The following is a 24,080-nucleotide window of genomic DNA, read 5'->3' as shown; positions in this document are numbered from 1 at the left end:
GGACCCCCACAGCTATGTCAGCGGCGAAGATGGCGGCGAGCCGCCGTTCAACCTTGGGCTCCTGCCGATCCATGGGACCCTCGGTGCCGTTCCAGAAGGAATTGTGCGGCTGGCTGGGTGAGGTGTCCAGCCTCCATACATGATACGCGGTGCCCGAAAAGCCAAGCTTCGCCGGGGGCTCCCATGGGAGCATATTTGGTCGTCGAAGGTTAGCAAACGTGATCTATGAGAACGTGTACCGTTTGCCGACAGCCGACGGTGCAACCACCGGCTCGCCGAAAGCCTGCGTCAGTGCCATGACCGCGCGCCATCCTGTGCAATGGGCGGCGGCTATGGTCTTCAGGTCGAACGCCCTCATGCCCTCGATCGTCTCAGGGATGATCTTTTCGTTCCCACCCGAGAGGTGAAACCCGCCCACAACGGCATGGAGCGGCACATCGGGAAAGCAATCCTGAGCATGCCTGAGGACATTGACCACCCCAGCATGCGAGCAGGCCGTGAACACGATCAGGCCCTTGTCCTTCACGTTGGCGGCAACCCAGCGTTCATCCATGAGCAGGGGATCAGGCTCCCAGCCACCATCCGCTGTTTGGCGGTGCTGCCCTGGAAAGCCATGCTCGAAGGCTGTCACACGAGGAATTTCGCCGCTGACATAGAACACGTCGTCCAGGAGGCTCTGCGGCTCTGTCGTGTTGATGACCTGTGCGCCGTGTGCCGTCAGGGCCTCGACGCTCGGAATGTCCTCCATCAGCCGCATGCTGCCATCCGGCTGCTTCATCGCACGGGTCGCGTACATGCCAGGATGGGCATAGAACGGCACCTGCTGCCCACCATTGCGCTCACGGATCAGGTCGAGCGCCAGCAGCATTCCGCCTGCATGATCCCAGTGGCCATGGGAAAGAACGATCCCCTCAACAGTGCCGAGATCAACTCCAAGCCGAGAGACATTGCGCGCGAAGACATCCTCTTCTGGCCCCGTGTCGAAGAGGATGGTGTGCCTGCTCTCGCCGCGATAGGCTGTAATCAAGCATGACAGACCATGGGCGGCACAGCAGATGCACCGGCCTGACAGTCTTTTCATCCCATTCCGCCAGAGATAACTCCATTCGTTCTCGACGTAGCTTGGAACAGTGGACAGGCTGTCGGTCACATTATCCACGAGGACATGGACCTCAACCCGATCAACCGCTGCGGCAGACGTCATGAATGCCTCCCGATCCAGCCCCCGGTGGTGATCCCATCAGTAGACAATGCTGCGGGTTCTGCGAACGAGAGCCACCTGTTACTCGGGAGATCCCGCAAGCCTCAGCCCCGCCATAAAGATGTCGCGCCCTGCCGATGGCATGTAAATCCGCTTGATGAAGTCGAGACTATACGTCGGGTCGATCTCCAGGAGCCGCACCACGACGGCTTTCGCTTCTTCGACCCGACCCAGGTGAGCGAGACTGCATGCCAAGGGGCGATAGCTGCCGGTCCATCTCGGCTGTTCCTGAACGGCTCTCTGCCCCCACTCAACCGCTTTCTCGTGCTGGCCGGTCATGCAGTAGGCAACCGCCAGTGCTGATTGGAACATGAAGATGTTCCGGTCGATGGGGCTGAGGCGCAACGCCGCTTGAACCTGGGGGATTGCAATCTCTGGGAAGCCTGAACAACAGCGGCTCCAAGCGCTAAAGCAGTAGGCTGAAGCGGAGTTCGGATTCAGGGCGAGCGACCGGTCCAGGAGAGCCAGGGCTGTCTCGTAGTCCCGCGTCAGAAATCCGAGTGCGTGACCGGCCATCCACAGAACCGTGGGGTCCTCCCGGTCACGTTCGAGGGCCGCATGCGCCAAGCGTTCCCCCTCGGCCTGATCCCGCGCTCGGTCATCAGTCCAACCCTGCGTGATGTAGTAGACGTGGCATTGCGCAGCCAGGGCATAGGGCGGGCCATAATCAGGGTCGAGCCTGATGGTTTCTTCGAGGAGCCGCAGCGTCGCCGCCATGCCATCCCGGCTGGCGAGATAGAACTGCGCCAGAGCCCGAAGAAAGCGGTCATAGGCGTTGAGGCTCTCAGGGCGCTTTCTCTTAGCTCGCTCCATTTCGGCCACGCGGAGGCGCGGCTCGATGGCTCCGACCACGTTCTCGGTGATCCGGTCCTGGAACTCGAACACGTCCTCCACAGCCCCCTCATAGCGGTCGGCCCAGAGGTGGCTTCCTGTCTCAGCCTCGATAAGCTGACCCGTGATCCGGAGACGTTGACCAGCCTGTCGCACGCTCCCCTCCAAGACGTAGCGCACCCCGAGGTCGCGTCCCACCTGCTTTGTGTCAGTGGCTCGCCCTTTGAAGGTGAAGCTGGAATTCCCAGCGATGACGAAGAACCACCGAACCTTGGCCAGTGCTGTGATGATCTCGTCGGTAATGCCGTCAGCCAGATACTCACGTTCGGGGTCGCCGCTGAGGTTTGCAAACGGCAGCACCGCCAATGACGGCTTGTCGGGTAGCGGGAGCGCTCTGAAGGGCTGTGTTGATGGGCTCGAAGGTGCAGGCTCCGATCCCACAGGTCCCACAAGAAAAGCCCTGACCGGCTCCTCAATGTTCTTGACAGCTTGCGGCCCCAGATCAGCGTAGGTCATCGGCAATGACTTGCGTACATAGTCGTAAGCCGCACCCGAGATGCACACCCCTCCTGGCTCAGCAAGAGACTGGAGCCGAGCGCTGATGTTCACGGCATCGCCGAGAATGTCACTGCCTCTGACGAGCACATCCCCCAGATGAACGCCAATGCGGAACCGCAGGCGGTCGTATTCCGGTATGCCATTATTGCTTGCCGCCAACTGATCTTGGACAACAACCGCACACTGCACCGCATCGATGACGCTGGGAAACTCGGCCAACACGCTGTCACCAGCGGTATTCGCGATGCGACCACCGTGTTCGGCAATGAGCCGATCCAGGACCTCGCGGTGGGCCGAGAGTGCTCGGAGGGTCCCGGTCTCATCGGCGCTCATCAGGCGCGAATAGCCTGCAACATCCGCCGCGAGGATCGCGGCCAGCCGCCGTTCCACGCGCAACTCCTGCGGAGGCATACGTTCCCCCAAGCGGTGACTACGGTTATAGTGATACGTCTGATCGAGGGATATGTCGAGGATTTTAACCGTCAGGGAGGTCCAAATGGGATGGGCTGGATCAGCGGCTTTGATCGCATGGCACGATGTCGAGGAGGGCCGCGAGGCCGAATACCTCGACTGGCACTCCCATGAACACATGAAGGAACGGCTCGCGATCCCCGGCTTCCTCCAGGGTCGCCGGTACTCCGTTGTCGGCTCTGGGCCTCAATTTCTGATCCTGTACACGGTCATGAACCCCGATGTCTTTACCTCCCAAACCTACCTGGAGCGTCTGAATCATCCCTCAGACTGGACCCAGCGAGTTATGCCTGCGCTACGGAACATGAACCGGAGTCTGTGTCGCGTTGCGGCATCAAGCGGATTTGGTGCTGGCGGCTGTCTCCAGACCATTCGGTTCTCGCCTGAACTCGGACGCGAAGCACACCTGCGTGGCGCATTGACGAGTGAAGCGCAGTCGCTCACACACCAAAGGGGCGTCTGCGCCGCTCATCTCCTGATTGCAGATAAGGATAGAAGCAAGGCACCGACCCGCGAGACAGCCCTTCGGACAGGCCCAGATGCGGTGGCCAACTGGGTGCTGCTCGTCGAAGGCTATGATGAAGCTGTTGTAGCTCAAGACCGATCCGGACTGTTAGAGCAAAGCGGCGCTGGCCCAGACATTATCGGCGATTTCTACAGGATGGATCACATCTGCTTCTGAGACGAGATGTGCGCTCCCTGAACACCACCTCGGCATTCTTTCTGCGGTAGGTCTCGTGGCAGCCGCCGCAGTTCTGGCCAACCCGCTGCACCGCAGCCAGTAAGCTGGCCTGACCCGTGATTCCGGCCTGAGGCGACTTGCCGTTATGTTCGAGCTTGGCTGTATGCACAGTTAGTCTCGAGGCCGTGTCTTTGGAAGCAGACCTCAGCGATCGTGTTTGAACTCGGGAACCGTCCGCAAATCATCCTTGGTGACGCTCATCATCAGAATGGCATGATTGGGGGTGGAGCCCCTCTTGCCTGATGCTTCTGGTGCAGCAGAGGCAGGAATGTTGTTCGTAACCATAGCCGAAGGACCAGGACTGTTGGAGCCTGCTGGCACTGCTGCCGTTCCCGTCGCTGCCGGTGAGGCAGTAGTGCCGCCACCGGGGCTGGTTCCCGCCAGTCGAGCCTCGCCCGTTGTTGTGCGGGTGGTGTTGACGCGCGGCTCGTTGACGAACCTGATCTGGTCGAAAGGCACTGCAACGTCGCGTTCGCCAATTCCCAAGTATCCGCCAACCCCGATCACCACCGCCTGGAGCTTGCCGCTGTGATTGAAAATCAAGTCGCTGATGTCGCCGATCTTATCGCCGTTATTGCTGCTATAGACATCCAGCCCCTCCAGGTTGGAAGCCTGCTATTGATCTGGCTGCAACTGGGTGGTCCCACCGCCGATCTCAGTCTGCGGGGCAGGCGCTGTGGTCTGGCTCGGTTGCGCCAGACCTGGAGTGCTAACCAGGACTGCCCCGAGGAAGGATAGCCACAAACGATGGACGCGCATGTCACCCCTGTGGGTACTTGTCGCGATGTGGGGCGTAGCCCTGGCGAGTTCTGCCGTAATTCGGCACTCCCGTACCTTGACCTTGCCACCCACCATGGATCATCCAGGCCAGCGCGTAACCCGCAGCCGCCGCCAGGAGAAGCGACAACAGGGGGCTCTCAGTGGCTTGCCGCCTGAGAACTTGCTGGCCTTCACGGTAGTAGCGTTCAGCCTGCGGATAGCGTTCGCCTGCTTGGTGGACGTAGTGCTCGCCTCGCCGATATACCTCATGGGCTGCTCCGGACGCTTGATCTGCAACGTCGTTGAGCGCCTCCCGCACCTGATCAAGAACATGCTCGGTTGAGCCCCGCTCCGATTGGCTCTGATGGTCATCCGCCGATGACGAATGAGCGTCCTGGTCAGCGTGATCAGGCTCAGGGCCTTTGGTGATGGTCACGGAGACCGGATCACTGGTCGGGAAGGTCTCCTCAATGGCATGATCGAGCCTCGCATCGAGGTTCGCCTGCGAGTTCTCAGGCAGCTTATTGTCTGGGGGACACTCCGAAGACTGACGCTCCTCTCGGTCAGGGGCGGATTGGCTGTTAACACCGGATGCGTTCACCATTTGAGCCTTCCCGAACATTCAGAGCAAGTTTATCGGCAACCTGCACGAGCGAAACGCTAAGGCTGTGACCGCCGTTCCAGAATTGGCTTAACCTATGCAAGGAGCTTGGCTGACGAGCTTAGCCCATCCACTCTTCAATCCTGCCAAGCTTCCAGCCCATATAGCAGCAATCTCATGTGGTTCTCACGGCAGGATGAGAAGGGACGTTAACATAGCCGACAGAAGCGGCTATAATGTTCACGAAGTTAGTGCTGCGTCGATCTGGGCGTTCTCTCCAACACTGCGAGGGGGCCTGCGATGACAAAGCCTCTCCTGGCCTTGGGCCTTTGGTGTGTTGCCTTTGCGGTTGGCGTCGTGGGTCTCATCACAACCGGTCCTGGCAATCCCCGCTTCACCGGCACGGTTGTTTTCGATTTCAAGCCGTTCTGCCAGAGCTTCGTTGTCCAGACCGAGCGGGGCTTTGTGCTGCTGGAGTGGGAGGACGGCACCCTGTTTTTCGGTGAAGGCGACAGCCTCGTGGGGCCGCTGCACACAACAGGGGTTCAAACCTTGAATGTAGAGGGGCGTGGTGCGATGACGGCGCGATTCGAGACCTGGGTTCCTGATCTTGCTGCCGCGCAACAGGTGTTTCGGGAGCGCTGCCGCCTTGCTCCCAACACACCCCTGGCTGGGGCAGCACGAAATTAGCTCTCCAACATGGTCCTGGGTGGCCCCAACCGCCACTCGATCCTATGCTCCTGCCGATTTATAGGACGCTCGGCGCAATCCCGCAGCGAATTGTGCTGTGGGTCGGATGAGGTGTCCAGTTTATGCTAAAGCACCGCCAAGCCTGTTACAGAGCCTCAGGCAGGCGCGAATGAGAACGGCGGTGCAAAATTTGACCACGGTAGCGGCGGGATAGACCCGCTGCGGGCGGCGCAAAAGTCGTCCACCTATTCCCTTTCTGCCGGTTGCAGGGAGGGCTGGGGGATTTTCACCGTGGAACTTTACCGGAAGGTTCGGCTGGCGTGCTCTGAAGGCATGAGCCAGCGCGAGGCGGCGAAGCATTTCAACATATCGCGCGACAGCGTTCGCAAGATGATGGCCTATGCGGAGCCGCCCGGCTATCGGCGTCATGCTCCTGTCCGGCGCCCGAAGCTGGAAACGTTCGTCCCGATCATCGATGCCTGGCTGGAGGGCGATCGGTCGGTTCACCGCAAGCAACGCCATACGGCGAAGCGGGTGTTTGACCGGCTCCGGGAGGAGCATGGGTTCACCGGCGGCTATACGACGATCAAAGACTACATCCGCGAGCGCGAGCGGCGATGCCAGGAGATGTTTGTGCCGCTGTCGCACCCACCCGGCCATGCGCAGGCCGACTTCGGGGAGGCGGTGGTCGTGATCGGCGGGGTGGAGCAGAAAGCGCATTTCTTCGTGCTTGATCTTCCGCACAGCGATGCGTGTTTCGTCCGGGCCTATCCCGCGGCTGTGTCTGAGGCCTGGGTGGACGGCCACATCCAGGCCTTTGCCTTCTTCGGTGCGGTGCCGCAGTCGGTGCTCTATGACAATGACCGCTGCCTGGTGGCAAAGATCCTGCCGGACGGGACGCGCAAGCGGGCGGCGTTGTTCAGTGGTTTCCTGTCGCACTACGTGATCCGGGATCGCTACGGTCGTCCGGGCAAGGGGAACGACAAAGGGAATGTGGAGGGCCTCGTCGGTTATTCCCGTCGCAACTTCATGGTGCCAATCCCGAACTTCCCGAGCTGGGAGACCTTCAACACCTGGCTGGAGGGGCAATGTCGCAAGCGGCAGGATGACAAGCTGCGGGGGCCGGCCGAGACGATCGGCCAGCGCCTGCAGCGGGATACCGCGGCCATGCGTCCCCTGCCGGCCTCGCCATTTGAGGCCTGCGATCAGGCCAGCGGGCGCGTCTCATCGCAGTCGCTCGTGCGCTACAAGACCAACGACTACTCGGTGCCCGTGGCCTGGGGCCATCAGGATGTCTGGATCCGGGGCTATGTCGACGAGGTGGTGATCGGCTGCCGCAGCGAGGTCATTGCGCGCCATCCCCGCAGCTACGAGCGGGAAGAGGTGATCTTTAATCCGCTACATTACCTCCCGTTGATCGAGAACAAGATCAACGCACTCGATCAGGCCGCTCCTTTGCAGGGATGGGACCTGCCCGAGGAGTTCGCGACCTTGCGCGGCTTGATGGAAGTCCGCATGAACAAGCAGGGCCGGCGCGAATATGTGCAGGTGCTGCGGCTGCTGGAACTCTTCAATCTCCCGGATCTCCATGCTGCGGTGAAGCAGGCCCTGCAGATGGGGGCGATCGGCTTCGATGCGGTCAAGCATCTGGTCCTGTGCCGGGTGGAGCGCAGACCGCCGCGGCTGGACCTCGATGTTTACCCCTATCTGCCGAAAGCCAGGGTCGAGAAGACATCGGCGGCGGCCTATATGTGCCTGATCTCGGAGGATGCCGCATGAGCGCTGAAGCTCCCGAGATTTTGCTCGCCCACCACCTCAAGGCGCTCAAACTGCCCACATTCCTGCGCGAGCACCAGAAGCTGGCCCGCCAATGCGCCACCGAGGGGCTTGACCATGTCCGCTTCTTGGCCCGGCTCGTGGAGATGGAGCTGATCGACCGCGAGCGGCGGATGGTCGAGCGGCGCATCAAGACCGCGAAGTTCCCGGCCGTCAAAAGCCTCGACAGCTTCGACTTCGCCGCCATCCCGAGACTGAACAAGATGCAGGTCCTAGAGCTGGCGCGTGGCGAGTGGATCGAGCGGCGCGAGAATGTCATTGCCCTCGGCCCCTCCGGCACCGGCAAGACCCATATCGCCCTGGGGCTCGGGCTGGCCGCCTGCCAAAGGGGACTGTCCGTCGGCTTCACCACAGCCTCTGCCCTGGTCAGCGAGATGATGGAGGCCCGTGACGAGCGCCGCCTGCTTCGTCTCCAGAGGCAGATGGCCGGATACAAGCTGCTGATCATCGACGAACTGGGCTTCGTGCCCCTCTCGAAGACCGGGGCGGAGCTGCTGTTCGAGCTGATCTCGCGACGCTACGAACGCGGCGCCACCCTCATAACCAGCAATCTGCCCTTTGACGAATGGACCGAGACCCTTGGCTCAGAACGCCTTACGGGCGCACTTCTCGACCGACTGACCCACCATGTCAGCATCCTCGAGATGAACGGCGAGAGCTACCGTCTTGCTCATAGCCGATCGCGCAAACGGCAAACATCGTCCTGAAATCAACCCGATGACAATTGGCCCAGGGGGCCAATGCGCCATGGCACGCGCCAGCTATGTGGTCAGCGCGCCCGCCACTGGCCCAGTTTTGCGCCGCCCCGTGGTCGACTTTTGAACCGCCGTTGACACGCGCGGCCTCGGCTTTTCACATTGACGCGCCACTGCATGAAGTCGGGATTTTCCAATCCGAAGCTCATGTCGACATGCCAGCCGCCATCGCCCGGGTCATCCTCGGAGGGAAACCGGATCGGAAACGTTCCTAGTCCAGTCGGCCTCAGCCAGCGTCCTTCGCCGACAAGCGCATCATAGGCGTTGTGCAGTCGCGGGGTGTTTGCGGCCGCGACGAAGGTCCGCCCCGTCATGAAGCCGAGGCGGATGACCGGCCGTGTCCACGTGTGTGGCTCGTCGAGTGAAAGCCCCATTGCTGCCCAGAGTTCGTCTCGTCCTTGTCGGGCGAGCTCAGCATCGAAAGCCTGTTCGAGCTTCAGGTAGCCATGTTCAATGAAATCGTTGATCCGAGCGTTGCTCAGACCGGAAGAGCTGGTATTCGGCATGTCCATAATTCTCCGTTCGGCCGTCAGTTCTGATCGGCCGTGAAACCTGATTGGCGCTCATTGCGCAGCGACGACGGAAGTCGTTCAGATCAGGGGGAAGAATGTGGACATGAACATCATGAGGCGGACGATAGGCGACCAGACCAGAGAGCGCAAGCAAGCAACTTGGAAGGCTCTTTGCCGCGCGTGCGCAAAACCGAGAGTGGTGGCGTAACTCCTAGTACGCAAACACTGAACCGTAGCAGACGCAAACTATGTTGGAATAGCTAGAGTCAGATCTGGGTCAAACTCGGTAGGAGCCCAGGTCCGAACGAAGGTCCGCTCATCCCAGCAGCGGGGAAGTACGGCTAAGGTCAGCCTCGTGCCATTTGCTGACCTTCCTTCATTCGAGGTCGCGGTTGGTTTCCGCTTTTGGCCATCGGGAAACTTCAACCCGCATCCCCGAACCAGATGGTTCAAATATCATCCAGGGCTGGCACAGCCGCGCCGGACTTCGCGATGTCCCGGATGACCTGCATCACTGTCCGGCATGCGAGGGTCATCTCGCCGTGGCGCGACATCGACAACGCAATGTGGCGGGTTATGGGTGGATCGATCAGCCTAGATGATTGCAGGCGGTAGTCCTTAGACGCACCCGCGATCGCATGCGGCCCGAGCAATGCGTAGGCGCCGCCGTCGGCGACGATGTGCGCCTGCAATCGCAGGGAATCCGCCTCCAAGGCGACATTGAGCGTCATGCGGCGCTCGGCTGCGAGTTGCTCAAGGTGATCGCGCCACGAGCTGGGGCGGCAGAACAGCACCAGCGGCAGGTCATGCAGGGCCGAGAATGGTACCGTCGGCTTTGAGGTCAGCGGATCGCCAGCCGCGCTCATGAGATAGGTTGGAGCCTCGACGAGGTAGGTATCGCCATCCCTGGGGACCGGACCGGTGCGGAACAGGATCGCGAGATCGACGCTGCCGTCCTCGAGCCATGTCTCGAGCTGGGCACCCTGGCCCTCCCGGACCGCGAGCTGGACGAGCGGGTATTGCTCCGCAAGGCGTCTGTGCAACGAGGTCACCAGCGGGTGTGCTGTCGACGGCAGGCTGCCGATCCGCACCTTGCCGATCGGCGTGCCGGCCGAGGTGCGGACGTCGTTGACGAGCTGCTCGGTGCTGGTCAGCCACCCGCGCACCTTGGGCGCGATGCGCTGCCCCAGTTCTGTCAGCGCCACTCCCCGCCCGGTACGCTGGAACAGGCGCCCGCCACACTCCTGCTCCAGCTCGCCGATGCGGCGGCTGATGTGCGGCTGGCTCGTGCCATAGGCCAACGCCACCTTGCTCAGGCTGCCGAGCTCGGCCGCGTCGATGAACAGCTTCCAAGCTGCATAATCCATTGAGGATCGGCTCCAGGTATACCCGATCAAGTATAGCTGAAATGTCCGCCCTATGCATTCCGATATAAAGCGTTTGCGACTACTGTTTTCCTCATGAGTTGACGGCACCCGAACGATGAAGCCGCCACCGAGCCGCTTCCCCGGTGCCGACAGCCAAAATGCTGAGTGTAAGCAAGCGTTGCCGCGAGGATCGCGCCAACCCAACCACCGATGCAACCTGGAGGAAACTGACATGACATCCACCGATCTCAGAGGACTCGTTCCCGCTCCCGTCACCCCCTTCACCCGCGAAGGCGAGGTCGACCACGACGCGATCCAGCGCCTCGGCGCCTGGCTCGGCAGCTTTGACGGCGTCAAGGGCTTGGTCGTGCTCGGCCATCCCGGCGAAGGCACCTTCCTCACCCCGGACGAACAGACCGCCGTCATCGAAAGCTTCGTCAAGTCGACCGACAGCCGGATTCCGGTCATCGCCGGCATTACCCTTGAGGGCACGAAGGTGGCGACGCTGGAGGCCAAGCGGGCCGTTGCGGCCGGAGCCGCGGCTGGTTTGGTGTATCCGTCGCACGGCTGGCTGCGCTTCGGATATCAGAAGGGCGCGCCGCAGGACCGCTATCGTGCCATCTTCGAGGAGAGCGGCCTGCCACTGATCCTGTTCCAGTACCCGGACGTGACCAAGGCCACATACAACCTCGAGACCCAGCTCGAGATCGCAGCCCAGCCGGGCGTCTTCGCTATGAAGAACGGCGTGCGCAACATGCGCCGCTGGGACACCGAGATCCCGGTGATCCGCCGCGAGCGTCCCGATCTCCAGATCCTGACCTGCCACGACGAGTATCTCCTGCACACGATGTTCGACGTCGACGGAGCTCTGGTGGGCTACGGCGGCCTGGCCCCCGAGCCGCTGATCGAGTTCATCGCCGCCGGCAAGGCTAAGGACTATGCCAGGGCCCGCGCCATCCATGACCGCCTGCTGCCGGTGACCCGCACCGTCTATCACCGCGGGTCGCACATGGAAGGAACCGTCGCGCTCAAGCATGGCCTCGTCGCCCGTGGCATCCTCGATCACGCGACGGTTCGCTCGCCCCTGCTGCCCCTGGAGCCGGGCGCGGACGTCGAGATCGCCGATGCGCTGCGCTCGGCCGGCCTGATCGGGCAACCGACCGCCATTGCCGCGGAATAGCCTGCCCGACGACAGGGCGGAGCGGATCCACGCTCCGCCATCGATCAGGGAGTTTCCGTGCGGCGTCGATGGCGAACTGCGCAACTTTCCGGGGAACCGCCGCGGATATACCCAGCCGCGTATATCTGAAATGTCTGTTCCGGTCATTCCGGCATAGGGCTTGTCGTCGTATGAAGGTCTCGTGCGCTGATCGGTAGTCGCCGATCAGAGGCGGGTTGTAACTCTCACGGGATAGGTGGACTTGCCATGAGCGCTGTCACTGCCATCAATGTGTTGCTGCGCATCCGTGAGACCGCAGCCCAAGGCAGGCCCCTGGCACGCGACGATGCCCGTTACTTCATGTCCGCCGTCGACGAATGGCTCAGCGGAACCGAATTCGCCGAGGCGTTCGGGGTGAAACCCGCCCGTGGAGAGGCCGATCCGCGCAAGACGATCATCGGGAGTCGCCGAGACGAGTTGATCCGCATGGCAGCGCGACACTTCCTCGAACACCAGCCGCTGAGGCAGCGTGCCGAGGAATTGCACCGAGCGTGGATCCGCTATTTCGACGGGGCGTGGCATACAAGAGATCGCAAGCTAAGCGACTGTCCGGAGCACTATTCAGGCAAGCCCGAGGGGTTGCTGTTTCATATCACGAGCCTGAAGCCGCAAGTTCTTAGCGAGCGCCAGATCCGCCGAATTCTGGCCACGGAACCAGGTGGTTCCGTGGCCACGGAACTGTGCTCCAACAAAGAGATCCGACGGAGGCGGCCCAAGGATGCTGCCATTACGCTCCAGGGGAGCGGAGCGATGCACGGTCCCGCAAACGATGCTGGCGTCCCCGCGCATCCGAGCGGGTGACAACGCCCAAACTTCATAAGTCGAAGAATCATTTCGCGTCAACAGGATCATTGCAGGGAGAGAAAACGTCCATGGCCCTCGAAACCACGTCTGCCGAACTCCCACGGTTGCGCATCGCCGTCGACATCGGCGGGACCTTCACCGACCTCGCCGCCTTCGACGAGGCAGCCGGCGAGCTGCGTTTCGGCAAGGCCCTCTCCACCCACGACAAGCTCGTCGACGGGATTCAGAACACCCTGGACGGTGCCCGTGTCGCCTTTCGCGATGCGCACCTGTTCCTCCACGGTTCCACCATCGCCATCAACACCCTGCTCGAGCGCACGGGTGCCCGGACGGCGCTCCTTGTGACCGAGGGCTTCCGCGACATCTACGAGATCGGCCGCGTCAACCGCCCCGACGCCTACAACCTGTTCTTCCGAAAGCACGTGCCGCTGGTGGACCGGTCCTCGCGGCATGAGGTGCACGAGCGCCTGCTGGCGAGCGGCGCCGTGCACAAGCCGTTGGACGAGGACCACCTCCGCTCGGTTGTGCGCTCGCTCAAATCACAGGGCGTCGAGGCGGTGGCGATCCTGCTGCTGCATTCCTATCGCAACCCGGCGCACGAGGTTCGGGTCAAGCAGATCGTCGAGGAGGAGCTGCCCGGGGTCTTCGTGACCGCCTCCCATGAGCTGTCGCAGGAGTACAGGGAATTCGAACGCGTCTCGACGGTCGCAGCCAACGCCTATGTCGGGCCGCGCGTCGCGACCTACCTCGGCGAGCTGTCGGATCATCTGGACCGGCACGGCTTCGGCGGTGCCTTCTTCGTGGTGCAGTCGACCGGCGGCCTCTTTCCCGTCGAGCACGCGCAGCGCGACTGCGTGCGCATGCTGGAGTCGGGTCCCGCCGCAGGCGTGATCGGCACGCAGGCAATCTGTGAAGGACTCGGCCTCACCGAAGCCATCGCCTTCGACATGGGTGGCACGACGGCGAAGGCCGGCGTGATCTACGAGGGCAAGCCGCTCACGACGGGCAGCGCCCTGCTCGGCGGTTACGAACAGGCGCTGCCGATCCAGATCCCGATGACCGACATCCACGAGGTGGGCACGGGCGGCGGCAGCATCGCGCGGTTGGCGCAGGGCAACGCGCTGCGCGTCGGGCCGCAAAGCGCCGGCTCGACGCCAGGCCCCGTCTGTTACGGCCGCGGCGGTACCGAACCCACGGTGACCGATGCGAACCTCATCCTGGGGCGTCTCGATCCCGACCACTTCCTCGGCGGCGAGATGGCCCTCGACCTGCCCGCGGCCGAGCGCGCCATGCGGGAGAAAATCGCCGATCCGCTCGGCATGGACGTGCTTCGCGCGGCGGAGGGCGTCCTGCGCATCGCTGTCACCACCATGTCCTACGCGGTCAAGGCCGTGACCACGGAGCGCGGCCTCGACGTCGGCGGCTTCACCATGGCGGTCTATGGCGGCGCCGGTCCGCTGCACGCCTCCGCGATCGCGCGGGAGATCGGCATCCGCCGGGTGCTGATCCCCTACTCGCCCGGTTACTTCTCCGCCTACGGCATGCTCTTCAGCGACCTGCGCTACGACTACGTGCGCTCCTGCTTCCGCAGGCTCGCCACCGTCGACTTCGCGGAGCTCGAGGCCCTCTACGCCGCGATGGAGGGCGAGGGCACGGCCGCCGTCGAGGGTTCTTCTGTTCGGCCCGAGAGCGTCGTCCTGGAGCGCGCTGCGGACATGCGTTACGTTGGGCAGGAGCACGCCGTGACGGTGGAGCTGCCGCGCGAGCTCTTCGAGCGAGGCGACCGCGAGGCGATCAAGAAGCACTTCGATGCCCAGCACGCCATCCGGTACGGCACGAGCGCACCCGGCGAGCCAGCCGAGCTGGTCAGCCTGCGCACCACCGTAACGGGAGTCATGCGCAAGCCGCCCCGGCACACCGTTCCCGCGGGCGGGGCCGAACCCGAGCCGGAGGCGCTGAGCCGCCGCAAGCCGGTCTACTTCGGCGACCTGCTCGACACGCCCGTGTACGAGCGCGACCTCCTGAAGGCCGGCAACCGCATCGCCGGGCCCGCGCTGATCGAGGAACGCGCCTCCACCACCGTCCTGGCCCCCGGCGATACGCTGGAGGTCGACACCGCCGGTAACCTGCTGATTGCAATCGGGAGCGACGCGCGATGAACGTCAACGTCAAGACTGCCCAAGCCGACGCCGCCCCGGCGGTGGATCCCGTCACGGTCGAGATCGTCCGCCGCGGCCTCCTCGCGGTCACCGAGGAGATGAAGACCAACCTGACGAGGACCGCCTACAACCTCATCATCTACGAGGCGCTCGACTTTACCGTCGGCCTGTTCACCAAGGAGGGCGAGACCCTGTCGATCGGGCTCGGCCTGCCGATGTTCATCCGCGGCATGTCCGAGACGGTGCGCGCGAAGATCAAGCACTTCGGCTACGACAACATCCACCCCGGCGACATCCTGGTCACCAATGATGCCTACACGACGGGCAGCCACCTGAATCACTTCACCTTCACGATGCCGGTCTTCCACGAGGGCGAGCTGATCGGGTTCACCTGCTGCATGGCACACTGGCTCGACGTCGGCGGCACCCTCGGCACGGTCACGACGGACATCTACTCCGAGGGGATCCAGATCCCGATCGTGAAGTACCAGCGCCGCGGCGAGGTCAACCAGGAACTCGTCGACATCATCGCCATGAACGTGCGCCTGCCCGAGAAGGCGCTCGGCGACCTGCGCGCCCAGATCGTGGCGGTCACCACGGGCGAGCGGCGTTACCTCGAACTGGTCGGGCGCTACGGCTGGCAGGCGGTGCACGACTCGTTCCGCGTCATCATGGACCAGTCGGAGGCGCTCGCGCGCGCCAACACCCTCAACATCCCGGACGGCGTTTATGAGGCGGAATCCTTCATGGACGACGACGGCCTCGACGTCGGCGAACCCGTGCCGATCCGCGTGCGGATTGAGAAGCGCGGCGAGGAAATGACGATCGACCTGTCCGACGTCAGCCGCCAGGTGCGCGGGTTCTACAACTCTGGCGTCACCACGGGCATCGCCTGCGCCCAGGTCGCGTTCAAATGCCTGGCGGCGCCGACGGACTATCCGGTCAACGAGGGCAGCTTCCGGCCGCTGAAGGTCATCATGCCGATGGGCACGGTGGTCAGCGCCGAGCGGCCGGCGCCGATGAGGGTCTGGATGACCTACCCCATGACGGTGATCGACACGATCTTCAAGGCGATGGCGAAGGCCATTCCCGACCGCGTGGCGTCCGGTCACCATGCCGACCTGGTCTTCCCCAACATCCACGGCATCAACCCGGCCGATGGCAAGTTCTACATCGTCGGCATCGGCCCGCTCGGCGGCGGCTGGGGGGCCAAGGCCACGGAGGACGGCGTCTCCGCCACCGTCTGCATCAATGACGGCGACACCCACAACAGCCCGTCGGAACAATTGGAGGCGAAGTTCCCGGTCCTCGTCGAGCGTTACGTGCTGCGCGAGGACAGCGGCGGCGCGGGCCGCAACCGCGGCGGCCTCGGCTGCGAGATGGTGGTGCAGGCGCTGGCGCCGTTCCAGCTCACCACCCGCATCGACCGTGTGCACTGCAAGCCCTGGGGGCTCGAGGACGGTGGCGAGGCCGCGGGCAACGGTATCGGCCTGCGCCGGGACGGCAAGTGGGAGACTGAGTTCCCGAATGCCAAGGTCTTCAACGTCCGCCTGAAGGCCGGCGACGCCTACATGATGCGCTCCGGCGGCGGCGGCGGCTTCGGGCGTGCGACCGAACGCGATCCGCAACTCGTCGCCCGCGACGTGCGCGAGGGGTATGTCAGCCGGAAGGTCGCGCTCGACACCTATCGCGTGGTCATCGACGGCGACGGGACGGCGGACGCGGCGGCGACCCGGGCACTGCGCGCCCGCAGCGACATCGCTTCCGCGGCATCGGCGGAGGTTGCGGACGATACTGGTCCGCAGTTCGACATGACGCCGGGCTGAGGAGGGCAACATGACCACGCAACGGGACGGCGGGCCGGCAGACGTCGCGGGGCAGGTCCAGCGCCTCGCCTCCCTGTGGCGGGCAGTGACGTCCCGTCCGATGCATCCTGCCGGATGTACCTGCATGGGGCACTTCCTGATCCCCGCGCTCAACCCGCGGGACATGGAGGCTGACATCCTCGACTACATGCGCGGCCGCTACGCTGCCGAGGGGCTCGATGCGCTCGTTGCGCTGCTCGATATCCGCGAGGCGGAGCGGGAGGCGGACACACCCTTGGTCCCGTTTCGGACCTGGCTGCTCCGCCTTCCGGAGAGCGGCCTCGCGGTGGCGACGCTGGAGCGCTTCGTCACCGATCTCGCCGACACCCTGGAGTCCTTTGGGGCGGATAGCCGCCCGTCGGGTTCGGGGAGCGGGATCATCTGCACCTGAACACGAACATTTTGGGGAATTGCCATGCGTCTCGTTTCCTTTGTCCATGATGGCCGAACTGCCTGCGGTGTGCTGGAGGGCGACCGGATCCTCGTCGATCCAGACTCCCGCCAGGCGGACCTGAAGACCGTGCTGGAGCAAATGCGGCTGTCCGGATTCGCCGAGGCCTGCGCCGCCTCAGGCAAGCGCGTCCCGCTCGACGGGGTCATGCTGCTGCCGGTGATCCCGAACCCCGGCAAGATCCTTTGCGTCGGCCATAACTACGAGGAGCACCGCCAGGAAACCGGCCGCGCCAAGACCGCGCATCCGTCGCTCTTCGTGCGGTTTGCCGACACGCTGATCGGCCATGAGGCACCGATCGTGCGACCTCCGGTCTCCACCTCGCTCGACTTCGAGGGAGAGCTGGCGGTCGTCATCGGGCGCGGCGGCTTCCGCGTCAAACCCGAGCAGGCCCTGGACCTTGTGGCCGGCTATTCCTGCTTCAATGACGGGAGTGTCCGCGACTGGCAATGGCATACGCAGCAGTTCACGCCGGGAAAGAACTTCCCGTCGACGGGGGCGTTCGGGCCGGCACTCGTCACGCCTGACGAGGTCGGGACGCTGGACGATCTCAGGATCGAGACCCGGCTCAACGGCGACGTAGTTCAGTCCTCGACGCTGGGCCACATGATTTTCCCGGTGGCCGACATCATTGCCTACGTCTCGAGCTTCACCCGGCTTTCGCCGGGCGACGTGATCGCCACGGGCACGCCCGGCGGCGTGGGGGCGAAGCGCCAGCCGCCCGTCTGGCTGAAGCCGGGCGACGTGGTCGAGGTCGACATCGCCGGCGTCGGCGTGTTGCGGAACGGTGTCGTGGACGAGGTGGCCTGACCCGGCCCCTCGCGGAATGAACGTCAGCCGACGAAAGAGAGCAGCGACCGGAGCGACTTCAGGCTCCGCCATCAATCAGGAGGGAACGCCAATGACCAAACGGAATGCCGAAAGAGCCATCTCACGCACCGCTACTGCCCTGCCGGTCGCCCGCCCGCGGGCGACCAAGGGAAGACGCCCATTCCTGAAGGCGCTCTTGACCGGTTTGATCTCGATCGCGTGGGTGCACGGTGTGTCGGCCCAGCCGGCCAAGTATCCGACCCACCCGATCAAGATCATCGTCCCGTTCGCGGCCGGTGGCGGCGTCGATGCCTTCGCCCGCCTGCTCGGCAAGCAGATCGAGGAGAAGCGTGGTGTCACCGTCGTGATCGAGAACCGGGCCGGTGCCAACGGGACCGTTGGCGCCAACGGCGTCCTCCAGTCCGAGCCAGACGGCTATACGCTGCTGTTCTCAGCCGCCACCCACGTCATGGCAAAGCAGGTCATGAGCAAGGTCTCGTTCGATCCGGTCACCGATTTCACCAACATCGCGCGGGTCGGCGAGGCGCCGATGCTTGTGGTGATATCCCCGAAGAATTCCCAGAAGACGATCACCGAGGTCGTCGAGGATGCCAAGAAGAACCCCACCCAGTGGCAATTCGGGGTCTCGGCCATCGGCTCCCCCGGTCACATCGCGACGATCGCCTTCAACCACCTGGCCGGGGCGAAGATCACGATCGTGCCGTACAGGGGCACGGCACCGGCACTGACCGACGTCATGGGCGGTCACATCCAGCTCATGATCGATCCCGTCATCGCACTGCTGCCGATGGCGCGGGATGGGCAGGTCAAGGCGCTTGCGACAACGACCGCGAAGCGCAGCCAGCTTGCCCCTGAGATTCCGACGGCGGCGGAAAGCGGCCTGCCGGGGCTGGAGTTCAGCTCGTGGTACGGGCTCTGGGGTCCGAAGAACATGCCGGCCGAGACGGTGGCGTGGCTCAACACCGCGATGGCGGACGCGACCCGCGAACTGGCCGCCGCCGGACGGTTGGCGTCTCTCGGCATCGAGCCGGTCTACGAGAGTCCGGAGGAGTTCGGTACCTTCATCAAGCGCGAGGTGGCCCGAAATGCCGAACTGCTGAAGGCGGCCGATTTCAAGCCCATGTAGCGGCAGTCCAGGCCTCCCCGACGAGCGCGACTGTTCGTCGGGGGATAAGCCGGGCGGCGGCAGGCACCCAGACCGCCGGAATGGGAACGATCGCACGGTGCCTTGCGCCAAGGAAGGTCACGCATGCCCGAAGTCACGTCGGCCAATATCGGGACCACGCGCCCCGGACCTGTTCGCTCATCGCAAAGCTTGGCCGGGGGGATTCTCCTCGTCGCTCTTGCCGCCCTCGCGCTCTGGCTCACCCGGGATCTCGATCAGGGCACGCTCAACGCCATGGGTCCGGCGATGCTGCCGCGCTGGCTCGCCATCGGCGTCGGCCTGTCCGGCCTCGCCCTTCTGGCCTTCGCCTTCATCAAGGAGGGCGATGCCCTGGAGCGCTGGGGCCTGCGCGGCCCGGTCTTCGTCATCGGCGCCATCGTTGCCTTCGCGCTGACCATCCGCCCCTTCTCCTTCGGCGGCGGGCTGGCCACGCCGGGCCTCGGCCTGCTCTTCGCCGGGCCACTCGCCATCATCCTCGGCGGCTATGCCACCCCCGAGGCGCGCTTGCGCGATCTCGTTCTCCTGGCGCTCAGCCTCACCCCCTTCTGCATGGTGCTGTTCGGCGACCTCCTCAACCTGCCGATCCCGGTCTTCCCGCAGGCGCTCACCAGCCTCTTCCCCTCCGACTGGTCGCAGAAGGCGGTGCTGCGCGCCACCGCCGGCATCATGGCCGCCGCCGCCATCATTCTGTTTCTCACCACCCGCAACCGCCGTCCGGCCCCGGTTGACGTGGCCGATCACAGCGGGAGGATCTGATGGGTGATTTCTTCTCCAACCTGAGCCTCGGCTTCGGCGTCGCGCTCAGCCTGCAGAATCTCGGCCTTGCCTTCCTCGGCTGCCTCGTCGGCACGCTGATCGGCGTGCTGCCCGGCGTCGGGCCCATCGCCACCATCGCCATGCTACTGCCGATCACCTTCGGGCTCGATCCCACCGGCGCGCTGATCATGCTCGCCGGCATCTATTACGGCGCACAATACGGCGGCTCGACCACGGCGATCCTGGTCAACATTCCCGGCGAGGCGACCTCCGTGGTCACCGCGCTCGACGGCCACCAGATGGCGCGTCAGGGCCGCGCCGGCGTGGCGCTCGGCATCGCGGCCATCGGCTCGTTCTTCGCCGGCACCGTGGCGACCCTCGTCATCGCGGCGCTCGGCGCTCCGCTCACCAAGCTGGCGCTGGTCTTCGGCCCGACCGAGTATTTCTCGCTCATGGTCATGGGCCTGGTCTTTGCCGTGGTGCTCGCGCGCGGTTCGATCCTGCGGGCGATCGCCATGATCCTGGTCGGCGTACTTCTCTCCACCGTCGGCACCGACCTCGAGACCGGCGAGGAGCGCATGACCTTCGGCCTGCCGTTCCTGGCGGACGGCATCGACTTCGCGGTGCTCGCCATGGGCATTTTCGGCATCGCCGAGATCATGCGCAACCTCGACCATACCGAACATCGCGACGTCGTGCGCCAGGCCATCGGCCGGCTTCTGCCGAACAAGGAGGACTTCAAGCAGTCCTACAAGCCCGTGCTGCGCGGTACCGTCATCGGCGCGATCCTCGGCATCCTGCCCGGCAACGGCGCGGTGCTCGGGCCGTTCGCCTCCTATACGCTCGAGAAGAAGCTCGCCAAGGATCCGCGCCGCTTCGGGCGCGGCGCGATCGAGGGCGTGGCCGGGCCCGAGAGCGCCAACAATGCCGGCGCGCAGACCTCGTTCATCCCGCTCCTGACGCTCGGCATTCCGCCGAATGCGGTGATGGCGCTGATGGTGGGTGCGATGACCATCCACGGCATCATTCCCGGACCCCAGGTGATGACCAAGAACCCGACCCTGTTCTGGGGCATGATCGCCTCGATGTGGGTCGGCAACCTGATGCTGCTCGTGATCAACCTGCCGCTGGTCGGCATGTGGGTGCGGCTCCTGAAGGTGCCGTACCGCCTGATGTTCCCGGCGATCCTGATGTTCTGCTGCATCGGCATCTACTCGATCAACTCGCTGCCGACCGATGTGATGTTCATCGGGCTGTTCGGGTTCGTGGGCTACGTGCTGATCAAGTTCGGCTTCGAGCCGGCGCCGCTGCTGCTCGGCTTCGTGCTCGGCAAGCTGATGGAGGAGAACCTGCGCCGTGCGCTCATCATCTCGCGCGGGTCGATGGAGACCTTCATCACCCATCCCGTCAGTGGGAGCCTGCTGGCGATCGCTGCCATTCTTCTCGTGATCGCTCTCCTGCCTTCCATCCGAAAAGGACGGGACGAGGTCTTCGTAGAGGATTGAGATCTTGGCGGCTGCCATTCACGTGTGCTGAACCGTGAAGGTCCGGAAGGGGTCAATCTGAGTCCTCAAGCGAGGTCACGTGAAGGTCGCCTCGCAGCCGCATTGCGGAAATACGGCTAAGGTCAGCCCTGTGCCAGGAGGAGCCGTCAGGGCTTGAGCATGGGACAGTTATAGAGCCATCAGCGACGTCCCCACAGCGGCTCTATGATGAGCCGATCGAGCAAAGTCGAAGTGCCATATTCAGCGTGACATGCCGCGTGTGATGAGTTCCCTCTCACTGGCTGGCATTCTCCCAAAGACGCCATCAGTTTCTATCACATCACATCGACGCCGCAGTCCCTTTGGTGAAGCAACAGGTCGGGTATTCCGTCGTGGCAGGATGTTGTACTTGGGCGTATAGTACCATCGATAATGTCCATAAATTGCACGGCTCGGGCGCGTTCTGCTCCGGCCCCTCCTCGCCTGGGTTGTCCGGCCGTCCTTGCGGTTACATCGGCGATGGGAGAGCGCCATGCTTCAACAGCGTTCGCGGCGCGAGGCGCAACGGATTTCGCGTTCAGCCGCTTCTTGTCCCACCACAACTGGAAGGCACGGATCTGGCAGACGAGCCGTGGTGGCCCTCACCGCTCTCACCGGCCTGCTTGCATCTACAGCATCCGTCAGTGGCCAACCGGCGAACGCGTCATCTGACCCGGCAGCGAGCGGATGGCAGCCTTGGGTCCTGAGCTCCCCTAAGGAGTTGCAGATTGGGCCGCCGGCCGAGCAAGCACCTGACCTCCAACAGCTTCATAGCTTGGCCAACCAGCGCGACCCAGCCACGTTGGAGCGCATTCGCTACTGGGACTTCTGGTCTCCTTCATACCGCTGGAACGAGATGCTGACCGACATTTCGGTGGCCAACCCGCTCGGCACGGGCCAAGCCTCTCGCGCCTATGCCATGATGCATGTGGCCATTGACGATGCCCTGACAGCGGCATGGGACGCCAAGTACACGGTCAACCGAAAGCGCCCTAGCGAGATCGACAATACCCTCGCCGCTGCCGTTGCTGTCCCGGCCAGTCCCTCCTATCCTTTCGAGGACTCGGTAGCGGCTGGGGCCGCGGCGGCCATTATCGCTCACATCTACCCGAAAGAGGCGCAGCGCGTCATGGCCGCGGCCGAGGAAGCGTCCCGCAGTCGCGTCCTCGCTGGGGTGGCGTTTCCCAGCGATGCGCAGGCGGGCCTTGACCTCGGGCGGAAAGTGGCTGAGCGCGTGATCGCCTATGCCAAGATCAGTGACACGAAGTGGTCCGGGAGCATGCCCTCAGGCCCTGGCTATTGGAAGGGCGAGAACCCCGGTGGGGTAAATGATGTGGAGTGGAAAACCTTTGCTCTCACGTCACCAAGCCAGTTCCGCCCTGGACCACCGCCTGCACCGGACTCGCCCAAACGTTTAGCCGAACTTGAGGAGGTGAAGACCCTGAAGCGCACCCCTCTCATGATCGCCAAAGCAAACTACTGGCAGTACGGGCAACAGGGTCAGCCGGGGCTGATCTTCCGCTTGGGCGAGGAGGTTGGCCTGCGGTTGGCCGAGGCAGGGGTCGAGAACAACACCCGACGCGCGGCACGGGCCTATGCTCTTGTCTATGTGGCTCATTATGACGGCTGGGTCGCGTCGCAGGATGCGAAGTTCCACTACTGGGCGGCGCGCCCCAATCAGTTCGACCCGACGGTCACAACAGTCTTTCCAACCCCCAACTTCCCGACCTACCCTTCGAATGCCGCCACGCTGGGAATGGGACCCGTGGTGGTCCTGAGTTATCTCTTTCCACGCGAAGCAGCGCGTTACGCCGGATGGGCGCGGGAATGGGGCGAGTCGCGGTTCTGGGCTGGCATTCACTTTAGAAGTGACATCGATTCCGGATGGGAGATTGGCCAGCACGTGGGCGAAGCTGTGGTGGAGCGAGCCCGGCGTGATCCTGCCCAATAAGATCCTGTGCCGCGGGCCTGTGGTCCCCTCAACAAGCCTGGTCGAGAGCGCCGTAACACAGCCGAACGGCAGGGGCCCGTGAAGCTGCTACTGTGACCGGATTTGCGCCAGAACCGCGGCAAGACCCTCGCCGCGGAGGTAATGCCCTCTTCTCGACGCCAGAAGGGTGGGCGCTGATATGGCGAATGGAAACCTCGGCTGGAAACCTCAAGACAAGAGTGGTGAATGTTGGGACGTGGTCAAGGCCGAAAGAGTTCCCGCGAGAGGATCCTCGACGCGGCTGCGGAGCTTGTGAGCGGGATCGGTTCGGGACGGCTGACGCTGGATGCCGTCGCCGAACGGTCAGGTCTCAGCAAGGGTGGGCTACTCTACAACTTTTCCACCAAGGAGGCGCTGCTTCAGGCCATGGTCCAGCGCCTCGTCGACGAGGTTTCGGCGGAGCGAGAGGCGCTCCGAGCCGAAGCCGAGCCCGGGCGGAACCTGGAAGCACGTCTGTGCACGGCGGCGCTGCTCAAACTGCGCAAGGGCAAGACGAAGGAGGTTGCCAGTGGCATGCTGGCCGCTTCGGCCGAGAACCCGCGCCTGCTCGATCCCGTGCGCGAGGTCATCAAGGCGACCCTGGAGAACCTGAAAGCCACGTCGGATGATCTCGACGCGGCGCTGTTGGGTTGGCTGGCCATTGAGGGCCTGAACAGCCTGGAAATGCACGACCTCAATCCCTTCTCGGAGGAGGAGCACCAGCGGGTCGTCGAAGCAGTCAACCGCCTCTTACGCCAGGGCATCGCTGAGTAAAGCCCTTAGGCGCAACACCCGGGGAATTTGTCGTGAAGAAGACAGCTCCGCCGCGGGTTGTTGGACCGGGTTAGGCACGTCAGGCAAGGCGGACGAGGCACATTGGAGGCGCAGCACGCAACCTGCGAACTGCTTGAGATGGCTCATTCATGAACTTTCGCACGGAAGGTCTGAAACGGGT

Annotated in this window: 21 protein-coding genes; 15 read left to right on the top strand and 6 right to left on the bottom strand. The window is 63.7% G+C overall.

The genetic code is table 11. The annotated features are described in order from the left end of the window. Positions 1-223: 223 nt before the first annotated feature. Together BB934_RS41405 and BB934_RS41400 are read right to left on the bottom strand one after the other, a co-directional pair. Entirely contained in the window at positions 224-1,204 is a 981-nt protein-coding gene (locus BB934_RS41405; RefSeq protein WP_099515401.1) for an MBL fold metallo-hydrolase, read from the bottom strand. 78 nt (positions 1,205-1,282) lie between these two features. After that, positions 1,283-3,040 carry an adenylate/guanylate cyclase domain-containing protein gene (locus tag BB934_RS41400; RefSeq protein ID WP_157934648.1) on the bottom strand — a complete coding sequence of 586 codons (1,758 nt, stop codon included), beginning with the start codon at positions 3,038-3,040 and terminating at the stop codon, positions 1,283-1,285. Between the two features lie 130 nt (positions 3,041-3,170). Between BB934_RS41400 and BB934_RS41395 the strand changes: the two genes are divergently transcribed. Next, complete coding sequence (locus BB934_RS41395; protein ID WP_157934647.1) at positions 3,171-3,803, top strand: hypothetical protein; 633 nt, start codon at positions 3,171-3,173, stop codon at positions 3,801-3,803. A gap of 204 nt (positions 3,804-4,007) precedes the next feature. Here the strand turns inward: BB934_RS41395 and BB934_RS41390 are convergent, their stop codons facing one another. Both BB934_RS41390 and BB934_RS48770 read right to left on the bottom strand, forming a co-directional pair. Beyond that, complete coding sequence (locus tag BB934_RS41390; protein WP_237050807.1) at positions 4,008-4,415, bottom strand: PRC-barrel domain-containing protein; 408 nt, start codon at positions 4,413-4,415, stop codon at positions 4,008-4,010. A gap of 208 nt (positions 4,416-4,623) precedes the next feature. Beyond that, on the bottom strand, positions 4,624-5,226 hold the full coding sequence (locus BB934_RS48770) for a hypothetical protein (RefSeq protein ID WP_175608904.1): 603 nt from the start codon (positions 5,224-5,226) through the stop codon (positions 4,624-4,626). Positions 5,227-5,523: 297 nt separating this feature from the next. Between BB934_RS48770 and BB934_RS41380 the strand changes: the two genes are divergently transcribed. From BB934_RS41380 to istB, 3 genes are all read left to right on the top strand, one after another. Further along, the gene (locus BB934_RS41380) at positions 5,524-5,913 is read left to right on the top strand and encodes a hypothetical protein (RefSeq protein ID WP_099513495.1); all 390 of its coding nucleotides are present in this window, start codon (positions 5,524-5,526) and stop codon (positions 5,911-5,913) included. 291 nt (positions 5,914-6,204) lie between these two features. Further along, a complete protein-coding gene (gene istA / locus BB934_RS41375) occupies positions 6,205-7,692 on the top strand; it encodes an IS21 family transposase (protein WP_157933989.1) in 1,488 nt (495 codons plus the stop codon). After that, positions 7,689-8,456 carry an IS21-like element helper ATPase IstB gene (gene istB, locus BB934_RS41370; protein WP_099508287.1) on the top strand — a complete coding sequence of 256 codons (768 nt, stop codon included), beginning with the start codon at positions 7,689-7,691 and terminating at the stop codon, positions 8,454-8,456. Before istA ends, istB begins: the two co-directional genes overlap by 4 nt. A 62-nt stretch (positions 8,457-8,518) precedes the next feature. Here the strand turns inward: istB and BB934_RS41365 are convergent, their stop codons facing one another. Then, positions 8,519-9,010, bottom strand: a complete 492-nt coding sequence (locus BB934_RS41365; protein WP_335645675.1) for a hypothetical protein — start codon at positions 9,008-9,010, stop codon at positions 8,519-8,521. A 455-nt stretch (positions 9,011-9,465) separates the two neighbouring features. Beyond that, the gene (locus BB934_RS41360) at positions 9,466-10,383 is read right to left on the bottom strand and encodes a LysR family transcriptional regulator (protein WP_099515398.1); all 918 of its coding nucleotides are present in this window, start codon (positions 10,381-10,383) and stop codon (positions 9,466-9,468) included. Between the two features lie 232 nt (positions 10,384-10,615). Between BB934_RS41360 and BB934_RS41355 the strand changes: the two genes are divergently transcribed. From BB934_RS41355 to BB934_RS41305, 11 genes are all read left to right on the top strand, one after another. Beyond that, positions 10,616-11,563 carry a dihydrodipicolinate synthase family protein gene (locus BB934_RS41355; RefSeq protein ID WP_099515397.1) on the top strand — a complete coding sequence of 316 codons (948 nt, stop codon included), beginning with the start codon at positions 10,616-10,618 and terminating at the stop codon, positions 11,561-11,563. Between the two features lie 246 nt (positions 11,564-11,809). After that, positions 11,810-12,403, top strand: a complete 594-nt coding sequence (locus BB934_RS41350) for a hypothetical protein (protein ID WP_099515396.1) — start codon at positions 11,810-11,812, stop codon at positions 12,401-12,403. 71 nt (positions 12,404-12,474) lie between these two features. After that, positions 12,475-14,565 (top strand): hydantoinase/oxoprolinase family protein, encoded by a 2,091-nt coding sequence (locus BB934_RS41345; protein WP_099515395.1) that lies wholly within the window; start codon positions 12,475-12,477, stop codon positions 14,563-14,565. Then, complete coding sequence (locus BB934_RS41340) at positions 14,562-16,391, top strand: hydantoinase B/oxoprolinase family protein (protein ID WP_099515394.1); 1,830 nt, start codon at positions 14,562-14,564, stop codon at positions 16,389-16,391. Before BB934_RS41345 ends, BB934_RS41340 begins: the two co-directional genes overlap by 4 nt. Before the next feature lie 10 nt (positions 16,392-16,401). After that, positions 16,402-16,821, top strand: a complete 420-nt coding sequence (locus BB934_RS41335) for a hypothetical protein (RefSeq protein WP_099515393.1) — start codon at positions 16,402-16,404, stop codon at positions 16,819-16,821. A 24-nt stretch (positions 16,822-16,845) separates the two neighbouring features. After that, a complete protein-coding gene (locus BB934_RS41330) occupies positions 16,846-17,691 on the top strand; it encodes a fumarylacetoacetate hydrolase family protein (protein WP_099515392.1) in 846 nt (281 codons plus the stop codon). Between the two features lie 91 nt (positions 17,692-17,782). Then, a complete protein-coding gene (locus BB934_RS41325; RefSeq protein WP_099515391.1) occupies positions 17,783-18,838 on the top strand; it encodes a Bug family tripartite tricarboxylate transporter substrate binding protein in 1,056 nt (351 codons plus the stop codon). Between the two features lie 123 nt (positions 18,839-18,961). After that, entirely contained in the window at positions 18,962-19,633 is a 672-nt protein-coding gene (locus BB934_RS41320; protein ID WP_099515390.1) for a tripartite tricarboxylate transporter TctB family protein, read from the top strand. Next, the gene (locus BB934_RS41315) at positions 19,633-21,138 is read left to right on the top strand and encodes a tripartite tricarboxylate transporter permease (RefSeq protein ID WP_099515389.1); all 1,506 of its coding nucleotides are present in this window, start codon (positions 19,633-19,635) and stop codon (positions 21,136-21,138) included. The genes BB934_RS41320 and BB934_RS41315 overlap by 1 nt, the downstream gene beginning before the upstream one ends. Positions 21,139-21,931: 793 nt before the next feature. Further along, positions 21,932-23,107, top strand: coding sequence for a phosphatase PAP2 family protein (locus BB934_RS41310; RefSeq protein ID WP_162299276.1), 1,176 nt, complete (start codon positions 21,932-21,934; stop codon positions 23,105-23,107). A gap of 225 nt (positions 23,108-23,332) precedes the next feature. Further along, positions 23,333-23,899, top strand: coding sequence for a TetR/AcrR family transcriptional regulator (locus tag BB934_RS41305; RefSeq protein WP_099515387.1), 567 nt, complete (start codon positions 23,333-23,335; stop codon positions 23,897-23,899). Positions 23,900-24,080: the final 181 nt, after the last annotated feature.

Source organism: Microvirga ossetica (assembly GCF_002741015.1).
Classification (GTDB): Bacteria; Pseudomonadota; Alphaproteobacteria; order Rhizobiales; family Beijerinckiaceae; genus Microvirga; species Microvirga ossetica.
The sequence above is the reverse complement of the archived record's forward strand: the minus strand, read 5'-3'. Positions and strand labels throughout refer to the sequence as shown.